The 18,223-nt window shown below is 41.7% G+C and carries 16 protein-coding genes, 3 pseudogenes and 1 riboswitch; of the genes and pseudogenes, 2 read left to right on the top strand and 17 right to left on the bottom strand.

Translation table 11 applies throughout. The annotated features are described in order from the left end of the window. Window positions 1–12: 12 nt before the first annotated feature. Complete coding sequence (locus tag MHB42_RS08850) at window positions 13–537, bottom strand: tubby C-terminal domain-like protein (protein WP_340805560.1); 525 nt, start codon at window positions 535–537, stop codon at window positions 13–15. A gap of 302 nt (window positions 538–839) precedes the next feature. Between MHB42_RS08850 and MHB42_RS08845 the strand changes: the two genes are divergently transcribed. Beyond that, window positions 840–1,973: an acyltransferase gene (locus MHB42_RS08845; RefSeq protein ID WP_340805559.1), complete on the top strand. Its 1,134-nt coding sequence runs from the start codon at window positions 840–842 to the stop codon at window positions 1,971–1,973. A gap of 30 nt (window positions 1,974–2,003) precedes the next feature. Here the strand turns inward: MHB42_RS08845 and MHB42_RS08840 are convergent, their stop codons facing one another. The 7 genes from MHB42_RS08840 to MHB42_RS08810 form a co-directional block, all read right to left on the bottom strand. Beyond that, window positions 2,004–2,720, bottom strand: coding sequence for a toast rack family protein (locus MHB42_RS08840; RefSeq protein WP_340805558.1), 717 nt, complete (start codon window positions 2,718–2,720; stop codon window positions 2,004–2,006). 90 nt (window positions 2,721–2,810) lie between these two features. Further along, window positions 2,811–3,185 (bottom strand): SRPBCC domain-containing protein, encoded by a 375-nt coding sequence (locus MHB42_RS08835; protein ID WP_340805557.1) that lies wholly within the window; start codon window positions 3,183–3,185, stop codon window positions 2,811–2,813. A 144-nt stretch (window positions 3,186–3,329) separates the two neighbouring features. Then, the gene (locus MHB42_RS08830; RefSeq protein WP_340805556.1) at window positions 3,330–4,481 is read right to left on the bottom strand and encodes a copper amine oxidase N-terminal domain-containing protein; all 1,152 of its coding nucleotides are present in this window, start codon (window positions 4,479–4,481) and stop codon (window positions 3,330–3,332) included. A 395-nt stretch (window positions 4,482–4,876) separates the two neighbouring features. Then, the gene (locus MHB42_RS08825; RefSeq protein ID WP_340805555.1) at window positions 4,877–5,899 is read right to left on the bottom strand and encodes a DUF3221 domain-containing protein; all 1,023 of its coding nucleotides are present in this window, start codon (window positions 5,897–5,899) and stop codon (window positions 4,877–4,879) included. 95 nt (window positions 5,900–5,994) lie between these two features. After that, a complete protein-coding gene (locus MHB42_RS08820; protein ID WP_053995766.1) occupies window positions 5,995–6,423 on the bottom strand; it encodes a DUF1801 domain-containing protein in 429 nt (142 codons plus the stop codon). Window positions 6,424–6,464: 41 nt separating this feature from the next. Next, a complete protein-coding gene (locus MHB42_RS08815) occupies window positions 6,465–8,279 on the bottom strand; it encodes an ABC transporter ATP-binding protein (protein ID WP_340805554.1) in 1,815 nt (604 codons plus the stop codon). Further along, window positions 8,276–10,009 (bottom strand): ABC transporter ATP-binding protein, encoded by a 1,734-nt coding sequence (locus tag MHB42_RS08810; RefSeq protein WP_340805553.1) that lies wholly within the window; start codon window positions 10,007–10,009, stop codon window positions 8,276–8,278. The genes MHB42_RS08815 and MHB42_RS08810 overlap by 4 nt, the downstream gene beginning before the upstream one ends. Window positions 10,010–10,281: 272 nt before the next feature. Between MHB42_RS08810 and MHB42_RS08805 the strand changes: the two are divergent. After that, a pseudogene (locus MHB42_RS08805) lies at window positions 10,282–10,418 on the top strand (IS3 family transposase); the annotation flags it as partial. Window positions 10,419–10,545: 127 nt separating this feature from the next. Here the strand turns inward: MHB42_RS08805 and MHB42_RS08800 are convergent. From MHB42_RS08800 to cobS, 9 genes and pseudogenes are all read right to left on the bottom strand, one after another. After that, complete coding sequence (locus tag MHB42_RS08800; RefSeq protein ID WP_340805552.1) at window positions 10,546–11,586, bottom strand: ribonucleotide-diphosphate reductase subunit beta; 1,041 nt, start codon at window positions 11,584–11,586, stop codon at window positions 10,546–10,548. Between the two features lie 13 nt (window positions 11,587–11,599). Beyond that, window positions 11,600–12,511, bottom strand: a pseudogene (locus tag MHB42_RS08795) (ribonucleoside-diphosphate reductase subunit alpha); the annotation flags it as partial. Window positions 12,512–12,733: 222 nt separating this feature from the next. Beyond that, on the bottom strand, window positions 12,734–13,462 hold the full coding sequence (locus MHB42_RS08790; RefSeq protein ID WP_340805551.1) for a hypothetical protein: 729 nt from the start codon (window positions 13,460–13,462) through the stop codon (window positions 12,734–12,736). A gap of 141 nt (window positions 13,463–13,603) precedes the next feature. Beyond that, window positions 13,604–14,905, bottom strand: a pseudogene (locus MHB42_RS08785) (ribonucleotide reductase N-terminal alpha domain-containing protein); the annotation flags it as partial. Window positions 14,906–15,062: 157 nt separating this feature from the next. Beyond that, a riboswitch (cobalamin riboswitch) is annotated at window positions 15,063–15,252 on the bottom strand. Window positions 15,253–15,340: 88 nt separating this feature from the next. Next, window positions 15,341–16,024 (bottom strand): hypothetical protein, encoded by a 684-nt coding sequence (locus tag MHB42_RS08780; RefSeq protein WP_340805550.1) that lies wholly within the window; start codon window positions 16,022–16,024, stop codon window positions 15,341–15,343. Next, window positions 16,021–16,518 (bottom strand): ECF transporter S component, encoded by a 498-nt coding sequence (locus MHB42_RS08775; protein WP_340805549.1) that lies wholly within the window; start codon window positions 16,516–16,518, stop codon window positions 16,021–16,023. Before MHB42_RS08775 ends, MHB42_RS08780 begins: the two co-directional genes overlap by 4 nt. Window position 16,519: 1 nt before the next feature. Continuing rightward, window positions 16,520–16,924, bottom strand: coding sequence for a bifunctional adenosylcobinamide kinase/adenosylcobinamide-phosphate guanylyltransferase (locus tag MHB42_RS08770; protein ID WP_340805548.1), 405 nt, complete (start codon window positions 16,922–16,924; stop codon window positions 16,520–16,522). Continuing rightward, on the bottom strand, window positions 16,876–17,472 hold the full coding sequence (locus tag MHB42_RS08765; protein ID WP_340805547.1) for a histidine phosphatase family protein: 597 nt from the start codon (window positions 17,470–17,472) through the stop codon (window positions 16,876–16,878). The genes MHB42_RS08770 and MHB42_RS08765 overlap by 49 nt, the downstream gene beginning before the upstream one ends. Then, window positions 17,445–18,221: an adenosylcobinamide-GDP ribazoletransferase gene (gene cobS, locus MHB42_RS08760; RefSeq protein WP_340805546.1), complete on the bottom strand. Its 777-nt coding sequence runs from the start codon at window positions 18,219–18,221 to the stop codon at window positions 17,445–17,447. The genes MHB42_RS08765 and cobS overlap by 28 nt, the downstream gene beginning before the upstream one ends. Window positions 18,222–18,223: the final 2 nt, after the last annotated feature.

Raw genomic sequence — 18,223 nt, 5'->3', positions numbered from 1 at the left:
GTTATTATTGAGCTATGCCCCAATAAATAGCACAGCCTGTCCAATCGCAATAAAAAATGCCTCGTGTTGAATTGGGCTATAATCCTCGATTTCGAGTGTAATCGCAAAATAGGTTTCATAAAAAGTCGCCTGCCAGCGTGCAATCGGCTCGTCATTTATGGAAAAAACAGACCAGCCCTTCATTTCCTTATTCAGCTGAATTTGCTGCTCCCCATCTGTAATCAATAAATCAGGAATCATAATTTGCCAGCCATCATAGGCAATCGTATAGTCCTTGCCTGTCACAAAGTCCTTCCCTTGAAAATGCACACGACCACGGCGCGTCACTTTTTTACACGTAAAAAGAGGCTGCTCTTGCCTATCCTTGACATCAAAGCGCACAAAATAACGATAGTCCATTGTACGGTCAAATGCTTTTTTCAGCGCATTACTATAAACACGCTGCACCGTGGACGACACCTGCCCCGCTTCATTCAAGATAGCAATCACCTCTGTTGACTCGATTGCTGCTGGCTGCTTGTATGTATATATTTTCACGACCCTCGCTCCTTCGTACCATCACTTTCCTTCCATTATCATACTACCATAAAAATAGACTAGCCAAGGTGCTCCCTTGCACTAGCCGCTCATGTTTGAAGAAGAATAAAGACATAACAAGAGCAAGGAATGTCCGTTTATGAACATCCCCATAAGCCTTTTGTTTATTTTCCCTCTATGATTCGTACAATATGTTATAATATTTTAAATTTACTGGAAGCTCTTCTAATCATAAACTGACATCTAGCTGACATAAAAGTTTTTTATACTAAGCTAGCGAAATTATTTTTGGAGATGATTGTATGAAACGAGCCCATATTTATGAATTGGATGTTACACGTGCATTGGCTATTTTAGCGGTGCTGCTGATCCATGCAACGAGTACACCTGTAACCGTGCTAACCAGTGACTCAAAGCTCTATCCGCTATATGTTGTGTTAAATATTTTCCCAAAATTTGCTGTGCCTGTGTTTATTTTTTTAAGTGGCTTTGTGTTATTTTACAACTATATACAAAAGGATTTGACAAAAGAGCTAATCGCTCGCTTTTACCAAAAAAGAGTCACGCAAATTGTTATTCCATATCTCTTTTTTTCCATCTTTTATTATGCCGCCACGCGACTTTTTCTGACGCATGATCTAGCCCTTACATGGCAGGCATTATTTAGCACCGAATTTTTGGAAAAGCTATTAATTGGCAAAGCCTATACGCATTTATATTATATTTTTATTATGGTGCAATTTTATGTAATGTTCCCGCTTATGCTCTATATTATGAAGAAAAAACCAGCCGTATTGCCCCACCTTATTTGGATTGGCTTCGTCCTACAGTGGGCATTTATTGTATTGAATGCTGAGTTTTGGCAATATCCCTATCGAGGAAGTATTGCATTCTCGTATCTTTTTTATTTTCTAGCAGGCGGATTTTTAGGTATTTATTTTGAAAAATATAAAAAGTGGCTTCAGCTAAAAAAGGGAAATTTCTCACTTGCTATTGTGCTCATTTGGCTGCTATGGCTATTTGCTACTTGCTATAATATTTATTTATATTATTTTGTGTTTTCAGCACAAACCTATTTAGCAAACAGCATTGTCTTTGAGCTTGCTTTTGAGCTGCAAGCCATTACAGCAAGCATTGTGCTATTACAGCTGTCGTTCTGGATTTATCACCAGTGGCATAGAGCCATTGTCAATAGCTTGATTAATCTAGGAGCACTATCCTTTGGTATTTATCTATTGCATCCATTTTTCCTGTTCCTTTATCGACAACTTCCTATTAGCGGCAATAGTCTAGTATTCCATTTATGGAGTGTAGGTGGCTTTGTGATTGCCTTATTTGGCACTTGGTTGGTGGTCTATATCATTGGAAAATATGTTAACTATCATTGGATTGCCTTTGGACCGATTCCAAAAGAGTTGCCATATAAAAAAAGTTGAAAGACGTCATCTGTCTTTCAACTTTTTTAGTTATTGATCTACTGTAAATGTAATTTCCCCGATGCCCATTTCAGCGTTCACCTCTACTACAACATCTGCGCTTTCATAGGCTTCATTGACATAGACACCATCGCCCTGTGCGGTAAAGCCTTCAATAGTGGAGGAGCCAATGCCCTTTTCCAGCGTTAGCTTCACCCCAACTGCAGAGGGTAAAATCACCGTTGTTTGCCCAACACCTGTTTCAAGCGTTGTTGTAAAGCTGTTATGCCAATCGCCACCTAAATCGACTGTTACATCGCCTACACCCGTTTCAATCTCTAAATTTTCAAGCTGTAACCCTTGTAAATCAAGATGTGCTTTCGAAGCACCTGTTTCAACCGTTAAATCCATTGGTACATCATTATTAAGCTGCATCGTCCAACTATTTTTCACCTTGGATAGCTTTGGCTTTGAGCCATTTTTATGCTCAATGACAATTTCTCCTTTATCCTTCCTTACATTGTAGCTGACTTGTGGTGCAAGCCTTTCCATATTATAGCTAGCGCTGCCCTCTACCCATTCCTCTGCACCACCTGTAAGCGACATTTCGCCAATGCCAAAATCAATATCTACCGCTAAAGCTTTTGCCTGATCCTTCTCCACCACAATGGCTTCCTCCTGCATTTTGCTCGGAATAAAGGAAAAGCACCCCGCTAACAGCAATGCTGACGTCCCCATCACAGCCGCTAAACCCGCTACTTTTTTCATAATTGAATTCCTCCCGCTATCTAATAAATATAGTATAGCAGGAACACTGCTATCACCAATACGTCCCTACGTTTGAAAATTCTCTCAGACCTAAGACGTAGCACCCTCTAGTAATGCCTTTAAATAAGCAAGGGAAACATCATAACCAGCCATATTAAAGCGAACCATTGTACCACCCTGCGGCTCCTCTGCTATCGATATGGCAATTACGGTTTCGGGAACCTCCAAGTAAAATGCAAATTCCTGATGTTTACTAACACGCTCAATCGTTAGCTCCATGGGCAGTGGCTCTGTTAGCTGATTATGCTCGCTTGGCATTAATGTAAATATCATCTTTTCGCCCGCTGCCAAGCGTGGAATCGCCCAAGTAGACCCCGGCGCATACCATTTTGATAATGGCTCCTCCTCTGTCATTGCCTGCCATACCTGCTCAATCGCTGCATCAATCCAAATCGAACTCGTCACACACAATCCCTCCACTTATCAGTTTCCATTATTTTACCGAACTTATGAAAAATAAACAAAAAACGAAACCCACATATTAAAATGTGAGTTTCATGTCGATTTTATCGTTTGTCTTGAGCGAAATTCGATACGACTTTGATAGATTTAATTTTCATGCTGTATAAGTTCATGGCTATGTCCATTCAAATCAATTCGATAATGCCCAAATGTTGCTTTTCGCTCCTCTGCACTATCGCCAAAGCGTTGATAGCCAAATGTTTTGATACCCTGCTCGCTAATTGTCCAATCATGTGCATTGCCCTCTGTATCAAAGACATAATAGAAGCCATGCTTACCTAAATAATCTGATACCCATTGTCCATCTTTCAACGTTGCTACTTTTAGGTTGCTTGTTTCATGAGCATTTACAATGCCACGCATATATTGCGTTACATAATAAACATTGTTGCCATACGTTTTTACAGCTTTAATAGGTGCTTGTTCAATCGCTACCCTTGTCAGCTTTTCACCATCAACATGGTATAAAATAAATTCCTGTGTTGTGGCATGGGCATAATGTAGATAGAAATTACCCATAGCCGTCTTAAACCATATATCCCCTAGTCGGACTGTATTTTTATCCTCCGCAAATTCTTGATAGTGAAAAGGCTCGAAATCATAGAAATTATCACTCGAGAATAATCGACCATTTTCTTTGACCATAACCATAAAACGGTCACTGTAGACAACAGACTTTCCGCCATATAGCAATTCACAAGTGCGGATTAGATTCGTATTTTCTAGCGCTGTCCCATCAGCATCCCGAATAACCATAAAGCGAGCGTTTCGAAGGACTGTATAATCTAAATAGACAACCTTTTTATGCAATGCCTCACCAATAGCACGTAAAGGAATATAGGTTGTATTGTTATCAATATTGGCAGCAACATCCATTTGCATTGTTTTGCCATTAACAGTGAGCGCCTTATTTCCTATTTTTAGTGTGATCGTTTGGTTCACATATTTAATCGTAATCATCTGGTTTTTAGCATTGTAATCCACCTTTGCTCCAAAGCCTTCTGCAATAAAACGCAGTGGTACAAGTGTTCTGCCATCTTTAATGATTGGTTGTACCGCAGTTGTTAGCTCTCCATTGATAAATGCCTTTTTGCTATCAGGTGATAGAATCATACTATTTTTCAAGTCTTTCTCTGTCACATCCGTATAGTAGTCTGTAAGATTTTCCGCAGATGCTGTATAGTTAGTAGCTCCAAAGAATAACACAACTATCAATAGTGCCATAATGGTTTTCTTCATTGTGTTCCTCCTTGTAATATTTTGTTTATGCTATTTAAGGTAATTAATAATTTTAGAAAAATATTTACTAATTTCGCTATTTATCTCTATATTATCTATATTTTTTCGATATAGCTGTTGATTATCTATAAAAACAAGCTATTCGACTGTATAAGTGAAGGTGAATTCTTTATCGTTTTTTCTAAAGTTGACTTTTTACCATAGCTCGTAATTGATGGCTAATTTGCTACTATGACCTTTATAGATGGATTACTCAATTATTATGGTATTTATAGAAATTAATAGATCATACATTGCATAATCGCAAATATTTAAATAAGAAATAGCCAATTTTTTATTATTCTAGGATTTAATTATCCTAAAATAGTAAATTATAAAACTTCTTTTAGTAGTTTCTACTTTTCACGATGCCTAATATTTGTAGCAACGCCCTGAGCGGGGTAGGATTCATTGTAAGCGCCTGTTGTCCATATAGCCACTCGATCACCAACCGCAAAGGGGCTTGTATCTGGATAGGATACTGTTAACGCATTTGGCTTGGCGATTGCTAAAATTTCTTGTTTTGTTTTCGCCGCAATGTCTTGTGCTGACACATTCCAAATAATCGTTAGCGTTTTAACTGTTTTGTCAATAACAATTCCCTCTGCATCCGCCGTGTGATCTGCATAAAACATCCCCATTGTTAGAGCGCTCCAGCACTGGGCAGTGCCAATGGGATACGGCATGGTATAAAATGTTATAGCAGAAAGCCCTGTGGCACAGCCTGACGCTTTTATGGCTAAAGCCTCTGCTGCTTTATCTACATAATGGATTTGAAATAATGCTGCATCTTGCTTTGTTAGATTACGTAGGTTGGTCGATGCTTCCGCTATTGAGTGTTTTCTCGTTATACCTACCATGATTTTTTGATGGCTAAAATCAACGCTTGCATATTGGATATTGAGTGCTGCCTGATTGGCATGAATCGTTGCCATAACCTTATTCAAATCTGCCTCAGAATAATGGGCTTGATAAAATTGAATCGGCAATGCCTCACCATAGGCTGCTAAAATAGCTTGCTCTACCTCTGTTACCGCTGCCCCGTGTCGTATGCCAATATTCACCACACCACCATTTGCCTGATCAATATACATCCCTAGATAATCCTTAGCATCTAGCATCATTGCTAGCGTCTGCTGGATTTGAGGAATGACGCTGCTTTGTGTTTGAAACCGCTGCTCTAGTACAGCCTCCTCCTCTGGTGATAAGTACATATTGTACACTGCCGAGTATGGCAATGACTGGATAAGCTCAGGGTCTGTTGATAAGCCATATGCTTTGCGTCCTTCAATTTTTGCTTGGTCATCTATAGCTAGTGCTTCGCTTCCAATCAATAGCGTAGCTAGTATAACTATGCATAGCGTAAGTATTTGCCTCATTGTCATCCTCCTTCTAACCGCTTAGACGTATGATAGCTGAAAGTGTTACATAGAGAAAAGGCTGCCGAGAACAATATTCTCAACAGCCAAATGTCTTATGCCTCTTCTGATGGATAGGTTTTTTGTAGAAAGGCTATAGATTGCTGGATCAGAGCCTTTAACACGTCAATATCAATATCCGCTAGCTTATTAATATAGACACACGCTTTTCCAGTTGTATGCTTGCCAAATTGCTGGAGTAGCTGCTCACGCTCTGGATCGCCCGGTGCAAAGTATAGACTAATTTTTGCTTTGCGAGGGGAAAAGCTTACAAGCGGTGCATCCCCTTCATGCCCTGTTTGATATTTATAATGGTATTTCCCAAAACCAATAATGCTTGGACCCCACATTTTTGCCTCATAGCCTGACACTTCCGTAAAAATATCAACAAGCTGATATGCATCCTCGCGCTTTTTTGGATGGTCTACGCTTTCAATAAATTCAATAACACTGGCATCCGTTTCTGTTGTTTTTAATTCATACATATAAACCCCTCGCCTTCTGAAAGATGTATATCTATTATTCCCTATTCTACCTGCTCTAACAATAGCTTTTGTTGCAGTTCGTAATAAATGCCCTGCTGCTGCATTAATGCTTGATGATTGCCTTGCTCCACAATTTCCCCCTGCTGAATCACAAGGATTTTATCGGCATTTTCAATCGTTTTTAAGCGATGGGCAATCACAAAGCTTGTGCGCCCCTGCATTAAATGCTGTAGGCCCTTTTGAATATCGACCTCTGTTTGTGTATCCACGCTTGATGTTGCTTCATCTAAAATTAAAATATCCGCATTTTCTAAAATGGCACGAGCAATGGCAATTAGCTGGCGTTGTCCCTGACTTAAGTTAGCACCACCAGCCTGCACATGTGTATCGTACTGGGCTGGCAAATATTTAATAAAGTGATGGGCATTAGCAATTTTTGCCGCCTCCTCGACCTCTGCATCTGTTGCATCGAGCCGACCGAAGCGAATATTTTCTCGAACTGTGCCAGAGAACAAATACGTATCCTGCAATACAACGCCAACTTTTTGCCGAATGGTTGCCATTTGATAATGCTCAATCGGCTGCCCATCAATTAGAATTGTTCCTTGGTCAACATCATAAAAACGTGTTAGTAAATTAATAATCGTTGTTTTGCCTGAGCCTGTTGGACCAACAAGGGCAATGGTTTCCCCTGCCTTAGCATGGAAGCAAATGTTTTTAAGCACAGGCTTATCGGGTGTATAGCTAAATGATACATTGTTAAAAGCCACATCTCCTCGGAATGCGGGGACAGCAATGGCATGTGGTCGGTCAGCTACCTCTGATGGCTCATCAAGTATTTCAAACACACGCTCCGCACCAGCAATAGCGGATTGAAATGTATTCAGCAAATTCGAGAGCTGGTTAAGCGGACGGAAAAATTGGCGTGTGTATGTTACAAAGGCTGCAATAATACCGACAGATACAATGCCGTTCACCGCCAGCAATGCCCCTGTGCCAATCACAATGGCTAAGCCAAGGTTATTCATAAAGTTATTAATCGGTCCTAATAAGCCAGAGGTAATTTCTGCGCGCTGGGCAGAGTGACGCAACGCTTCATTTTGCTGACGGAACATAGCAATTGTTTGCTGCTCCTTACCAAAAAGCGTTACTACCTCCGCGCCTGTAATCATCTCCTCAATATAGCCGTTTAGCTTACCAAGATCACGCTGACGTGCCGCATAATTTTTACTGCTGCGCTTGACAATTTGCTTTGTTGAGAAAACAATAAGCGGAATAATAATGAGTGTCACAAGCGCCAATTGCCAGCTTAAGGCAAACATCGCAATGCTGACACCAATCACCGTTAAAATGGACGATACAATTTGTGTCACGCTTTGGGCAAGTGCTGTATTGAGGTTATCAATATCATTCGTTACACGACTCATTAAATCGCCCAATGCACGCTGGTCAAAAAAGCGTAATGTTAATGCTTGCAGCTTTTGAAAGAGCGCTAAGCGCAATGTGCGAATCGTTGTCATGGCCACACGAATCATGACATAGGTTTGCAGCCATGTAAAAATGGATGCCGCACTAAAAATAATAGCGAGCACAATGCTTTGGCGAATTGCTCCTGCAATATCCTTTGTTAAAATATATTCATCAATGATATGCCCAATCATATAGGGGCCTGCCAAGCTTAAAAAGGTCGATGCTAGCACAAAAAAGATGGCAAAAAACAGCCCGATTTTTTGCTGCTTCACATAGTGCCCTATTCTAATGAGTGTGGCTTGCTGATTTTTCGCTTTTTCAGCGGGTCCTGCCACACGAGGCCCACGTCCAAAATTTATTTGCTTTGGTTGCTGCTGTTGACTCATGCTTGTTCACCAGCCTTTTGCTGTGATGCATAAATTGCTTGATAGTGCGGATTTGTTTGTAGAAGCTCCTGATGTGTGCCCTGCCCAACAATTTCACCATCCGCTAAGACAAGAATCATATCCGCCTGCTGAATCGAGGTAATTTTCGATGCTACGATAAATGTTGTTGTATCCGCATAATTTGCAGCAATCGCCTGCTGTACATGCTTCTCAGAGCCACTATCAAGTGCCGAGGTTGTATCATCCAGCACTAAAATGGCAGGCTTGCGAATAAGCGCTCGACTTAACGCAAGCCGCTGCTTTTGCCCACCGGAAAGATTGGTAGCCCCCTGTGCTAATGGATATGCCAAGCCCTGCTCAAGCCGCTCCACAAATTCACTGGCACAAGCCGCATCTAAAGCCTGCTGTAGCTCCTCTGCGCTTGCCTCGTCCTTGCCAAGACGAACATTGCTGTCAATTGTCCCTGAAAATAGCAATGCTCTTTGTGGTGTAAAGCCAATATATGCTCGTAATGTAGCCAATGCATAGGATTTAAGTGGCTTGCCATCTACACGGATTTCCCCGCCTGTTGGGTCAAATAGACGTGGCAATAGCTTGACGAGCGTCGATTTACCGCTGCCTGTTTTCCCAATAATGCCCACCGTTTGCCCAGGCTGCACCGAAAATGAAATATTTTTCAAGACATCCTCTGCGGTATCGTAGTAGCGATAGCTTACATGGTCAAAATCAATTGCTCCTGCTAGCGGCTCAGCAAGCGCATTGGCGGCTTCCTTCACCGCAACATCCTTATGTAATACATCGACAATACGTTCTCCTGAGGGCAGTGCGCGCGCAATTTGCATCAGCACCATGCTGGAGGACATTAAGCCATTTAAAATCATTGTTAAATAGTTAATAAAGGCAAGAATAACCCCAACCTGTAAAGTGCCTGCCTCCACCTTGATCGCGCCAAGCCAGAGCGCTGCCACAATGCCAAGATTAACCACAAACATGGTAAAAGGCACAAGCACCCCAACAATTTGCTCGGCGGTCATAAAACGCTTTGTCAGCGCATGATTCAAGCTACTAAATTGCGAAATTTGCTGCTGTTCACGTCGAAAGGCCTTCACCACGCGAATTCCAGCAAGATTTTCCTGTAGCTTTGTATTGACCGCATCAATTGCCTCCTGCACACGGCGATAAAGCATGCCTGAATACTTTGTAAAAAAGTACATGGCAATAATTAAAATGGGTACGATAATCAGCAGAATGGAAAAAAGCTCCCGCGCTGTGATAAAAACAATAATAACTGCTCCAATAAATAGCAATGGCCCACGCACAAAAATACGTAATGTCATCATAAATGCGCGCTGAATGCTTTCTACATCACTTGTTAAAATCGTAATCAGCTTGCCTGTTGTCAAGGCATCACGCTCTCTTGCTGAATAGCTCATCATTTTTTCATAAAGTGCCTGCCGAATATCTGAGGCAAAATGAATCGCTGCCTTTGAGCTGTAATACGAGCAGCCGATACCGCCTACTAGCCCAAGCACCGCGCTTATCAGCATCCAGCCAAACATTTTCAGCACATATGGATGATCTTCATTGGCAATGCCTGTATCAATCATATGCTGCATAATGGTTGGCTGTAGCAAATCCATTGTCACCTCTAGCACCATTAGCAGTGGTGCAATAATGGTTAAAAATTTGTAGGGCGCTAAATACTGCCCTAATTGTTTAATTGCTTGCATACTGTCGCTCCGTTCTGTTCAAATCCCATTCGCTTTCCATTATAACTGAAAATCATTCGCAATTGGCAATGTTTTTCGAGTCACGTAATAGTTGGTTGCACAAGGATGACAAAAATGTCACATTAAATCATGTTACATCTATGGTTGGCGAGGCTGTTCCTGTCTAGTATGGTGGTAAAGGAGGTCAACTATATGACAATTATTATTGAAACAAAAAATCTATCAAAATCTTATGGTAAAACACAGGTCTTAAAAAATATTGATTTAACCATAAAGAGTTTGAAAGTATAGAGCATTTTAAAATCGAGTTAGAAACCTACATTACGTATTACAATACAAAATGAATTAAGGCAAAATAAAAGGCATGAGTCCGATACAGTATCGAACCCATGCCCAAACCGCTGCCTAATGAAATAACCATGTCTAACTTTTAAGGGTCACTTCACATAGTGGAGTGTTTTATCAGGGCTATCCGCGAAGCTGGAGTAAATACCCGCGGAGGCAAAGGCAATACCCGCGAACAAAGCAAGCAAATATTATAAATCATCAAAACCATTATCTTCTACATTCACTTTGACATATTGGCGGGAACGCTGCTCAAAGAAGTCTGTTTTGCCTTGGTCCACATCCTCATATGCCTTAATCCATTTCAATGGATTTTTGCGATAGCCGTCAAATGGGCGGTCAACGCCAAGCTGATTACAGCGCACATTGGCATAGAAGTGGACATAATCATGGACATCCTCAACATCAAGCCCTTCAATTTTATCGCCGATCACTTCATTTGCCCAATCGATTTCCAGTTGAACGGCTTCGCGGAAGATATCCTGCACCTTCTCTTTACGCTCAGGTGTATCGTACTCTGGATATTCCGCTAATAGCTCCTGATAAATTTTCACAAATAAATCGACATGGAGCTGCTCATCGCGATTAATATAATTGATCATCGTAGACGTAGCGACCATTTTTTGATTGCGCGCTAAATGATAGAAGAAGGCAAAGCCCGAATAGAAAAATAAGCCCTCTAAAATGACATCATAAATAATGGCTTCTAGCATATTTTCAACCGTTGGCTCCTCGGAAAAAGCATGGTAGCCTTTAATGACAAAATCATTGCGACGCTCTAGCACGGGCTCCGTACGCCAAAAATCAAAGGTACGATCCTGCTCAGCTTTATTAACAATACTTGACAGCACATAGGAATAGGAGTGATTATGAATAACCTCCTGCTGTGCTAGAATAATCATTAACGCATTTAAGCTCGAATCGGTTAAATAGTCTGCCACCTTGCCAGCAAAATCCGTTTGCACACTATCCAATAGTGCCAATAAGCCAATAATTTTTAAAAATGATTCTTGTTCATCCTTTGTTAGCTCTGGAAACTGCTTAACATCATTGCTCATATTAATTTCAAAGGGTGTCCAGAAGTTGCCAAGCATTTTTTTATACTTAGGATACGCCCAGCTAAAGCGCACGTCATCCCAATTTAAAATATTAGAGGAGCGCCCGTTCACAATACCTGTAGAGCGGTTAGGTGCTTCCTTATCCATAATTTGTCGTTTCGTAATTGTTGTCATCGTTTTATTCCTCCTAGCTTGCACAAGACTCACATTCTAATAATTCGACAGATGTGGAGCGTACATAATAGGTTGTTTTCACACCACTTGCCCAAGCGTTCATATGCAGTGCCAGTAAATCCTTCGCCTTAATAGTATTTTGAACATATAAATTCAATGAAATGCCTTGGTCGATATGGCGGGCACGGGCTGCATTTTGCTTAATTGTCCAATTTTGATCGATGAAATAAGCAGATTTATAGTACCAAGTTGTTACTGGCGATAAATCAGGCACAGTCACAGGGATTTTATAGTCCTTCTTCTCCTCTGAGTAGCTCTTTTGGAAAATCGGGTCAATTGTTGCTGTACTGCCTGCTAAAATGGATGTCGAGGAATTCGGAGCAATCGCCATCACATAGCCATTGCGCATTCCTTCTTTCGCCACTGCCTTGCGTAAAGCATTCCATTTGTCGCTATTATAGTCACGCTTGTCAAAGTAGGCTCCTGTTTGCCAATCAGAGCCCTCGAATAATGGATACGCTCCTTTTTCACTTGCTAACGCATTGGAGGCACGAATTGTTAAATAGGCAATGTCCTCATACAGCTTATCCGCGTATTCGACTGCTTCCTCGGACTCCCATTGAATTTCCTTCAGCGCTAATAAATGATGCCAGCCAAATGTGCCAAGTCCAATGCCGCGGTAGCGTAAATTGGTGCGCTCTGCCTGCTTTACAGGAATCGTATTTAACGCAATAACATTATCAAGCATACGTACCTGAATCGGAATTAAACGCTCTAAGACGTTAGCAGGTACAGCTCTTCCTAGATTAATAGAAGACAAGTTACAAACAACAAAATCGCCAGGCTTACGACGCGTGACAATCACATCGTCCTCAAGTGTAATCGATTCAAATTCAGTTGGTGACATATTTTGAAAAATTTCAGTCCTTTTCTTCAATTAGGTTCGCTAAGCCTAATCCGTTCTTTTATGAACTGCTGCATATCACTATGCAGAGGAGACTATATCATCATCCTCAGCTCTACCTGTAGGATGCTCCGCTTTTCCCTTTATGAATTATCCCTTAATAGGGCCTCGCTTGAGGGGTACTCTACTCGCTTCTTCACCCATGTTTTTCAATGAGCTATACTTTCGATAGTCGTTAGGCATTTACTTTTGATTAAGTAAAATATGGTCAGGGAAATTTTGAGAATTCATTCTATATCTCATGGCATGTGTTGAAATACCATAAAACTTAGCTGCTTCTGTTATTGAATCAAATACCTGATTACCAACTTTACACGGATAGCCATTAATTTTAACTTCCCTTTTTGGCATTACTCGTGTATATGATGGAAAATTATCCGAATTTAATCTGTAATTAATTGTACTAATACCTATTCCTAATTGGTGTGAAGCCAGTGTGACTGATTCATATTCAACACTATCAATTATGACACACTTTGAGTTGGCCTTTTTCACTGATTCAATCATTTTTTTTGTTTTAGGCTTGCCAAATTGATGATTGCCTTTGCCAGTCATTTGCTCAGTTCTTTGCTTTCTTATAGCTTCCTTATTTGGGTTAAAAGTAAAGATATCTCCACCAATTGAAGTAAGTTTAATATTATAATATTCAGTAGAATTAACAACATCAAAGTAATTCAAGTAAAACTCTTCTAATTGATTTAATTCTTCTTCAGAATAAGCATTACAAATAATTTCTCTCTCAAAATTTTCTTTACCGTATTTTTTTATGGCTCTTTTCAAATATACTCCTGATCCTAAGTAATTTTCCCAGTTATTTACTCGATCATAAATACATTTCCCAATATATTTTTTACCATTTAATTTATTTGTTGTTACATATATGAACCCATATTCTTTAGAAATATCAATCACTCCTAAAACAGAATATTTGTTCTATTATATAAAACTCCAAATATTTAATCAAAAGATTTAGCACGGTGGGTTATCACTGAGTGACTTTCCCCGTTTAACGGAGTTTTCGACAACCATTTCTGATTGAAGGTGCTACAATTAACACAAATTCGAACTGTAAATCATGCCTTCATGCTGATTCGGATTCATGCGGTTCACTTCATCACGGTAGAACATAAACGGCACACCTGTTTCGAGCTGTGAGCGCATAATTCGCTTCATAATATCAATGGCTGGTACGACTTCACGGCTTAATAATGGATTTGCCACACATGCAGCATAGTTCGTGCGGAAGGAGCCATTTCCCTTTGCTTCATCGTAGGAATCCTCTAAGGAGAAGCCCATCACCTCACGTACTTCATGCGGGTCAAATAAATGCCAATCCTCACGTGCCTCCACTGCTTCCATAAAAATATCTGGTATGCATAGCCCTGTAAAAATATCATGGGCACGTAAACGCTCATCCCCATTGTTTAGGCGTAAATCTAAAAATGTAAAAACATCCTTATGCCAAACATCTAAATAAACAGCGATAGCTCCTTGGCGTTGTCCAAGCTGGTCAACTGAAACGGCTGTATTATTGAGCTGCTTAATCCACGGTAGCACACCACTGGATGCGCCCTTAAAGCCTTTAATGGCTGAGCCACGGCTACGAATTTTTCCCATATAAACACCGATACCACCGCCATATTTTGATAATGTCGCCACATCGGTATTAGTATCATAAATGCTTTGCAGGCTATCATCGACTGTGTCAATAAAGCAGCTAGAAAGCTGACCATGTGTTTTCCCAGCATTCGATAATGTTGGTGTTGCGACTGTCATATATAAATTACTCATCGCCCAATAAGCCTCTTGCACCTTTGCTAAACGGTCCTCTGTTTCATCCTGCATTAATGTCATGGCAATGACCATCCAGCGCTCCTGAGGAAGCTCCACAGGCGTTTTCGTATAATCACGCACAACATAGCGATCCATTAATGTTTTTAAGCCGATATATGTAAATAGCTCGTCACGACTAGCGTCTAAATAGCTTGTTAATTGCTGTAGCTCCTGTGCACTATATTTAGCTGTTAAGCTGTTATGATACAAGCCAGCCTCTGTATATCGTGCAAGCTGTGCTGGGAATGCTTGATACACATCCGTTGGTGCAACACCACGCTGTGCTGCAAATTGATTGTATAATTTTTCTAAGTAAAGATGTGCAGCCACAAATGTCCAGTAGGGCTCCTCCTCATCTATCAAGCTAAGCGCCTGTAAAATCATTGCATCCGCCCATGCGTCAAATGTAGCATTATCATTTTTGCGTAGCCAGCGATCCGATAATCTCACAAAGCTTTCCAGTTCATCCTCCGTGTAACGTTGTTGTAGCTTAGCTATTTGCTGTTCAATTTGCGTTGTCATCTATTCTCTCCCTTTCCTCCAGCAACATAAAAAAGCGATTACGCAACATTAATCGGCTGCATAATCGCTGTACAATCGGAAATGGAAATGAAGGACAAGCACACAAAAGCCGTGTGCAAATCTCTCGCCTCCACTTCTCAATCCCCGAAGAATGTGTTGCTGTCTTGAACAATGCGGCAGGTCTCCTGGCTTATGCTTCCTCCAAATAATCGCCTTCCCATTAAAAAAACAGTGGCTCCTTGATTATTTGTCAGCACGTACAGTTGCGGGGACAGCTTCGGCTTACAAGCATACTTGCTCCGAATTCCCTTTTAAACCATCTTGGTACCGTTTGTCCAACATACTATATATAGTGTTTTGATTCCTAAACAAATCTAACATATTGTGTTTAGGGTTGCAATAGGTGTTTTGCCCCTTGTTATGCTTTGGCTCAACTCAAGCCCGATGGCAATGCAGTTTTGCAAAATTTCTAGGGAAAAATTTTTGTGCCTGCTGCTCTTTTGCTGGGTCTATACCAAGTAAAAGAACGGTGCATGGGCCTGCTGATTTAGTTGCATCCAACGGACTGTCCACAACCATCTGTCCAAAAAGACGGCTATATTCCCCCTGTAGCCCCTTTGACCCAACAGGCCATACTTGCTGCACAATTTCTGACTGCCATGCTTGAAAAATCGGCTGAAGCTGTGCAACATCCTCAGGCTGTGCTAGTACCTCTGCCCCCACAAGCGGTAAGCCATATGTATACCAGCTCAGCCGTTCACGCTGAAAGGCTGCACGCTGCTGTGGCTCCCCAAGCATTGTAATAGCTAAGCCTGATTGACTAGTTGGCATATTGGATTCTGTGCTCCCAGCAATGGTAGGGCAGGCAAGCCCTGCTTCCTCAAAAACTTGCTGTATCCCTGCTAGATAACGTGACCATGCGGCATCTCCCGAAAAATTCGCCAGCAAAATATGCGTAGGCAAAGCCTGTGCGGCAAGCTGCTCTAAAAAGGTAACACGCGCTGTCATATAGGCTGTCAATGTATCTGATGCTGCTACAATATCCTGTGGCTTTTGCCCGATGGCTGCCGCATTATCCATTGTCGCAATAAGGCTTCCTACCTGTATGGCATTTCTCATAATAGGCTACCTTCCTTGCGCACTAAAACCTTTGTTAATACAGGCATAACGATAGCAGCTATCACTAAATTAATCGCTGTTGCCGCACAAATGCTGGCAAGCGCTCCCCAGAAAAATGCTGGGCTAATGATAAAGTAAAACGGCAATGGTGCAGCTACACCGTTTAGCAGAAAGGCAACAGGCCATTTCCAAACATGCATCCCCCTTCTATGCATCACCCCAAAAAGCCACACAACACCAAACATTTCAGCAGCAATAATAAGATGCAACGGACCTAGTGGAAAGCCTGCTGTTAATGCTGTTATAAAATGCCCAATTAGTCCTGCCGCTCCCGCTAGCACAGGCGATAAAAAAACAACACTTAAAAAGGCAGGCGCTGAGTCAAGCGCAACCGTTGGCATGATAAATAATGGAATTTTAATCATTGCCCCCACCGCACAAATTGCTGCAACCATTGCTGCCAGTACCCATTTCACCAGCTTTTGTCGCTCCATGTCATTCCCTCTTTTCCTTAATAGACTCACCAATGCCATACCAAATGCGAACAACCTGCTCCGCTTCCGCAAATAAAGCCTGATAGAAGCGACCACAGGTATCCCGTAATAGCCGTGCCTGCTTGTCCATTGGCACAACGCCACGCCCCATATCTGTCACAATCACCGCCAATGTACATTGCTGCGCTAGCTGCCGTAGCTCTGTCAGCATCGTTTGAATAAGTGGCGAATCATCCTCTAACGACTGTGTTACCAGCCATTTTTCTAAATTTTTCAGCACCAGCACGTCACACGCTGGCGCTTCCTTTGGTATTGCACCATCCACCAGTACAACGTGCTGCTGTTGATAGTAACGCATTACATAGTCGGTTTTGCCATTATAGGCTCCACCAATAAAGATATGCATCTTGCTCCCTCCTCCCAAGCCTTACGCGTAAATGTTAAAATAAATTGCTGGTCATGCGACACCTGATACGACCAAAAGGGCTGTTCCGTTGGAGCAAATGCTACAAGCAAGGCACGAATCACTCCACCATGAACGACAAGATAATAGTGATCCTCATCCTTTGGCAAAGCATAAAAGCCATCTAGTACACGCGCGGTAAATGCCTTAAAGCGCTCGCCCTGCGGCGGTGGCGTCTGGTCAGGGTCATCGAGCCATGCACGATACTGGGGCTGTGCCTGTAAATCCGTATAGGTCTTGCCTTCAAATGCCCCAAAATGCATTTCTCGCAATCTTGCATCTGCACAATAGCTGGCATTTGGAAAATAATACGACGCTGTTGTTTGACAGCGCTGTAAATCACTGCCATACACTTGTTGAACGGTATCATCAATTACAGTGAGTGCCATTGGATTAGCCAATGGTGCATCCGTCCAGCCAAGATAGCGTTTTTCTATATTGGCAGTTGTTGGTGCATGCCGAATTAAGCGCACAGTAACAATGTCACCCATAGCACAACCTCCATTCCTTCAATTGAAGCGCCCAGTAAATCACCTGATACACCGCCAAAATTACGCACAGTAAACTGGCGAAATAGCAGCAAGGCCAGCGCTAGCACCACTACAAGTATAACAGGCACGATTGACAGCTTTGTGATCACGAGTACAAGCGCTAGCCCCAGTATAAGAGATACTAGCATCCAGCCTGTTAATGCCTTTGCATGAATATGTGATTGAAAATAATAGGCAAGCCCTTTATCCTTCGCACATTTCAGCGATAAAAAATAAAGGCTCATCCCAATCCTTGTTAAAAAAGGTACGAATACAGCCATCCATAGAGCAAATTGCTGTTGGACAAAAAGCTCATGCAAAATAACAAACTTCCCTAATAATAAAAATAGCACAGCTAATACACCAAATGCCCCCACCCGTGGGTCATCTAAAATTTCCAGCCGCTTCTCACGATCCCGATACGAAAAATAAGCATCCCCCATATCAATAAAGCCATCTAAATGCAAGCCACCTGTCCATAAGGCAAAGAGCCCCAGCACAATAAAGGCTAGCAGTATATCACTGCTTGCCGTCCACTGTGTTAGACCGTAAAGAACAACGGCTACAGTTGCACCCATCAAAGCCCCTATCCACGGTAGGCAGGCAAACATCCCTGTAATGGTGGCTCTATTTAATGGCAGCTCTTTCTGTACAGGCAATACCGTAAAAAATTGAAATGCTAGCAGTAGGCTAGACCATATCGTTTTCATTT

Source organism: Lysinibacillus sp. FSL K6-0232 (assembly GCF_038008325.1).
Taxonomy (GTDB): domain Bacteria; phylum Bacillota; class Bacilli; order Bacillales_A; family Planococcaceae; genus Lysinibacillus.
This window is presented reverse-complemented; position numbering and strand designations above follow the sequence as displayed.

What these genes read in the sequence shown, in the direction of transcription:
- MHB42_RS08845 (WP_340805559.1), top strand. Translation starts at nt 840, where the DNA reads ATGAAACGAGCCCATATTTATGAATTGGATGTTACACGTGCATTGGCT.
- MHB42_RS08840 (WP_340805558.1), bottom strand. Translation starts at nt 2,720, where the DNA reads ATGAAAAAAGTAGCGGGTTTAGCGGCTGTGATGGGGACGTCAGCATTG.
- MHB42_RS08830 (WP_340805556.1), bottom strand. Translation starts at nt 4,481, where the DNA reads ATGAAGAAAACCATTATGGCACTATTGATAGTTGTGTTATTCTTTGGA.
- MHB42_RS08825 (WP_340805555.1), bottom strand. Translation starts at nt 5,899, where the DNA reads ATGAGGCAAATACTTACGCTATGCATAGTTATACTAGCTACGCTATTG.
- MHB42_RS08820 (WP_053995766.1), bottom strand. Translation starts at nt 6,423, where the DNA reads ATGTATGAATTAAAAACAACAGAAACGGATGCCAGTGTTATTGAATTT.
- MHB42_RS08815 (WP_340805554.1), bottom strand. Translation starts at nt 8,279, where the DNA reads ATGAGTCAACAGCAGCAACCAAAGCAAATAAATTTTGGACGTGGGCCT.
- MHB42_RS08810 (WP_340805553.1), bottom strand. Translation starts at nt 10,009, where the DNA reads ATGCAAGCAATTAAACAATTAGGGCAGTATTTAGCGCCCTACAAATTT.
- MHB42_RS08800 (WP_340805552.1), bottom strand. Translation starts at nt 11,586, where the DNA reads ATGACAACAATTACGAAACGACAAATTATGGATAAGGAAGCACCTAAC.
- MHB42_RS08780 (WP_340805550.1), bottom strand. Translation starts at nt 16,024, where the DNA reads ATGAGAAATGCCATACAGGTAGGAAGCCTTATTGCGACAATGGATAAT.
- MHB42_RS08775 (WP_340805549.1), bottom strand. Translation starts at nt 16,518, where the DNA reads ATGGAGCGACAAAAGCTGGTGAAATGGGTACTGGCAGCAATGGTTGCA.
- MHB42_RS08770 (WP_340805548.1), bottom strand. Translation starts at nt 16,924, where the DNA reads ATGCATATCTTTATTGGTGGAGCCTATAATGGCAAAACCGACTATGTA.
- MHB42_RS08765 (WP_340805547.1), bottom strand. Translation starts at nt 17,472, where the DNA reads ATGGGTGACATTGTTACTGTGCGCTTAATTCGGCATGCACCAACAACT.
- cobS (WP_340805546.1), bottom strand. Translation starts at nt 18,221, where the DNA reads ATGAAAACGATATGGTCTAGCCTACTGCTAGCATTTCAATTTTTTACG.